This is a genomic window from Cytophaga sp. (assembly GCF_051961495.1).
In the GTDB taxonomy this organism is placed as follows: domain Bacteria; phylum Bacteroidota; class Bacteroidia; order Cytophagales; family Cytophagaceae; genus Cytophaga.
In genome coordinates this window covers 1-4,382 of sequence record NZ_JBQCDF010000265.1, presented here as the reverse complement: position 1 = coordinate 4,382, position 4,382 = coordinate 1, and the positions used below count along the sequence as shown (strand labels likewise).

Sequence of the window (4,382 nt, the reverse complement as noted above, 5' to 3'; positions counted from 1 at the left end):
CTGTTGGCAATGCGTTTACGGTTATGACTGTTGCCGCAGATGTTGCAGAACAATTATTGCTGTTGGTCACTTTTACAGTATAGGAACTTGCAGCTGATGCCGTGTAAGTAGCATTGGTAGCGCCGCTGATTGCACCAGCTGTATTCGACCATTGGTAAGTCAATCCCGTACCGGTGTTTGCTGAAAGCACAACTGAACCACCGGTGCAGAAAGAAGTAGTTGGAGTAGTGATCGCTGCTGTTGGTAATGCGTTTACAGTAATGGTAGTTGCAGATGCTACTGCTGTGCAGCCGCTTGCATTGGTCACGCTTACGGTATAAGATCCTGCAGCAGTAGCTGTATAGGTTGCATTGGTTGCACCGCTTATAGGTGCTAAGTCTTTAATCCATTGGTAAGCTATACCTGTGCTTGCTGTTAATACAGTAGAACTGCCCGTACAGAATGACGTAGAAGGGGCCGTGATACTCGCTGTACAACTTCCGGTTGAAAGCTCACCGTAAGCAATGCCGCGTCCTACGGTACTCATGTATACACGTCCGAATACGTTCATGTCGCCGATTACGAATTGCCCGTTGCCGGGCCCGCCGTATTCATGCGCATCATCATTTACTCTTGTCCATGTTGCGCCCTGATCAATAGAGGCAAATACTCCCGTAACACCGCTTACGGTTCCATACATGTAAAGTGTTACATACGTGGCAGTAGGTGCAGCTTTTCCAAATCCGATCGCATCGCAGCGAGTGACATTGGTTAGTTTGGTAAAAGATGTTCCTGAATTGGTTGAGTGTGCCAAGCCGCCCCAGGATAATGGAACCCAGATATCACCTTCAATTCCCGGAACAGTGCGGATGATTTTAGATCCCCATTTATCAAGAGAACCTGCACTTGAGAAATTAGCACCACCATCGGTACTTACCATCATTACACCATTATCACTGTTATATGCATAAAATTTATTTGAATTGACCATATCCGCAACGGGCACAGCATATGAGATATTGACACCATTACTGGTTGTCCATGATGAACCATTATTGGTAGAACGATATATCGTTGAAGAACCATACGGACAATGCAGGATAGTAGCACCATCGGCAGAAAGTGCTACCTTACCCTGAAATCCATTAATAGAAGGGGTTAGTGTCCAGCTTCCACCCTGATTTGTGGTATAATACATTTTGCCACTGGAATTACTTCCTCCCCCGACACGTACCATCTTGTTTGTATTTAACGCCGCTACAGCTATTCCACTAGTTGTTCCCATTGTTGGCGTATGTATAGGGGCATATTGGGTTATATCTGAATGTACAAAACCATCATAATCGCCGATGACAGAAACCAGCGGACCGCCGGGGATACTTACAATATCTAAGGGCACTGTTTCTTCGATACCTTTCACTAAAAATTTCCAGGTGGTAGCACTTGCATTTACGTTATCGCATACAAACAAGCCATTACCGGAAATAACGTAGGCCTGAGCTGTATTGAATGGATTGAATTCAATACAGCCCGCCCAATGTATAGAGTTTCCGCTGATCCAGGTGCAACCGTTCGGATTAATGGTTATACCCGCATTACCTACAAGATCTGTCCAGGTAGCGCCCCCGTTGGTACTTAGAAATAAACGGTCTCCATAGGTACTACCGTATTGTTTCCAATATAAATTGATTGAAGATGCTATTAAACGCTGAGGATTGTTCGGGTCAACACTGATCCCGCCAAAACCACATGTATAGCCGGTTGGAGTTACGTTTGTCCACGCACCATTTGTTGTATTGTATTTCCATATCTGGCCTGAAGTAATGTTCCATGGGCCTTCTTTATCAGCATAGGTGATATACATGTTCCCATCGCTTGCTAATGCAGCACGTTGGGGCATTAATGAAGGCCCACCTGTTATTTCTGTAAAAGAAACTCCGCCATTGGTACTTTTATAAAAGTTGTTGCTTGTCTGAGAAACGCCAAAGAAAATGGTTTGGGATGCATTGCCTGTTGTTCCGCTTTTAGGGTCAATTAAAACAAAGCTCAAGCCGTTACCATTTGCCGTACTGTTACCTGTGGTTGTAACGTTTGACCAGCTGGCACCGGAGTCTGTACTTTTAAATAAACCATTGTAGCGTGTTCCGCAAAACAAAATAGAACCTTTGTTGGGATCGACAACTAATTTTTCGCCATTCTGTCTGCCCATGCCGTTGCCATGGGCTTTAAACTGGGAGGTTACATCCGTCATCGAAAATGTATTGCCATAATCTGTTGAACGCAGGATAGCGGTTTTTCCTGAATTAAAATAGTCTGTACCAACAAGCATGTATATATTTTTAGATGCCTGCGGATCCATGGCAATAGATTCAACCCCCTGGAAGCCTGTTTCATTTTCTGAGGTCCAGTCTAATAAAGGGATCCATTTTGTATTGGTTGCATCCCATCTGTAAGCTCCACCAACATCGGTTCTGCAGAACATGACATTCTGTTCTGTTTTACTTGTAATAATACCTGAAACGAAACCACCACCGCCGATCGCAACATTATCCCATTTATAGGTCTGCGCAAAAGAAAGATGAATAGTTATTATCGTCAATAGGAGAAATGACGAAAATTTAATCATGATCCGGAAGAGAATTTTGTAGAATATAATCATCCAAGTTGAATTTTGCAGTTGTTTAAAATTGTAAACGGTTATCTGGTTGCTGTGTAAATAATTCACCCTATTGAATTTTAAATCGTAGAGAAATTACTCTTTACTAAGACACTTGAGGAATTTAAAAAGTAACTGATTTTAAGAAATTTTTTTAAATGAATGGAAATATTCGTTTAAGTACCTGATTTTAAGTTTTTTTTTGAGTTTGCTTGGCATTTTAAAAAGTTTGAGACTGAATAAATCATGGAATAATAAAAAATCACAGACTGCTTCTTATTGGCGTAAAAGCGGGTCTGTGATTTCAGTAATAGTTTCAAAAAATATAAAAAATACGATTTTCGTAATATGAATTTTTATAGAATATATACATAGGATCAAAGTCTTTCAATGATTAAAATAACGGCGCTTGCTGCTCCGGCTCCGGAGAAAAATATTTTCCACTCCTGTTGCTTTATTTTAAAAATATGCCGGAGGATACGATAGGCTACAAAGAATAAAACAACGATACAGATCTGGCCGATTTCAAGACCAATATTAAAGCTCGCCAATTCAAGCAGGATATTATCACTCATGGCAATAGCGTTGAAATAGTTTGAAAATCCCATACCATGTATACATCCGAAAAACAAGGCAAAAATGTAATGGATATTATTTTGTGTTTTAGTTGGAGTGTAGAATAAATTTGAAATACTGGTTGCTAAAATTGTAAGCGGGATCAGGATTTCGATCAGATATGAATTAATAAGAATAATTTTCAAAGCCGATAACGCAAGCGTGATTGTATGTCCCAGGGTAAATCCTGTTATCAGGATCAATACATTTTTCCAGTCAGCAGCTGAATAGATACAACATAAGGTTAATATAAAGAGTATATGGTCAAATCCTTTTATATCTGAAATATGTTTGAATCCTAATAGTAAGTATGTTTCGAATTCCTGCATTCCTTATTTAACGTACCGTTCGCCTTCCTTAATATCTAAAAAAATCAGGGGTTGATGTTCGGAAACACCAACCCCAATATGTTAACAGGATGTTGTAAAAACTATTTCATTTGTAAAAATAATACTGGTGAATCGATAACTTACAGATGTCTTTTTCATAGTTCTTGGTTTAAGTGAATAAATTCATTCCAATATTAAATACAGGAATAGAAGGAAAAAGTAACAGGAATTGGCCGGCAATTTATTCGATTGTTTGAATTTTAATAAGTAATCTCTTTTTGCGTTTCATCCTTAATGTTTTCTATAATGATTGTTTGTGCTTCCTTATTTGGAATTAAAGATATTTTTGTGATGTTTTTTTGTTCCGGACATGCATCAAAGAGTAATGTGTTTTTAAGAATACATTTTTTTATCGATTGTCCGGTTTTGTAGTCGGCCACATAATTCAGTTCAACAGTTTTTAGTTGCATATCCTGGTTGTTATCAATCACAGAGCTTACAAGCCGGTAATGTATATTTACATTATTGATTGAGCACATAAAATTTTGTTTTACATAATCGTTGAGTAAAACGAGTGTTTTAGAATCAACACTTGTACCTTCAAAAGGGACTTGTTTTTTAGCAATCTGAGATAGACATGAGGTTAAATCATCAGCAAATAATTTAATCCGGATTTTGATACTTGAATTAGCCAGCGTTATTTCACTGGTAGATATTTTTATTTCATGTGCAGTGAAGCCGGACAGAAAGAATAGTATATCAAAGCAAGTAGTAATGGCAACTGGTTTCATTTTTGGATTGAT

The 4,382-nt window shown here is 38.8% G+C and carries 3 protein-coding genes; all 3 read right to left on the bottom strand.

Going from position 1 to position 4,382, the window contains the following annotated elements:
- Positions 1–2,605 (bottom strand): hypothetical protein (locus tag ACTHJT_RS14640; protein WP_440239504.1); only part of this gene is annotated, 2,605 nt, incomplete at its 3' end.
- A 407-nt stretch (positions 2,606–3,012) separates the two neighbouring features.
- Positions 3,013–3,579, bottom strand: a complete 567-nt coding sequence (locus tag ACTHJT_RS14635) for a HupE/UreJ family protein (protein ID WP_440239502.1) — start codon at positions 3,577–3,579, stop codon at positions 3,013–3,015.
- A gap of 260 nt (positions 3,580–3,839) precedes the next feature.
- Positions 3,840–4,382 (bottom strand): DUF6702 family protein (locus tag ACTHJT_RS14630; RefSeq protein ID WP_440239500.1); only part of this gene is annotated, 543 nt, incomplete at its 5' end.

Excerpts from the sequence above, each read along its gene's own strand:
- ACTHJT_RS14635 (WP_440239502.1), bottom strand. The coding sequence starts at position 3,579 with ATGCAGGAATTCGAAACATACTTACTATTAGGATTCAAACATATTTCA.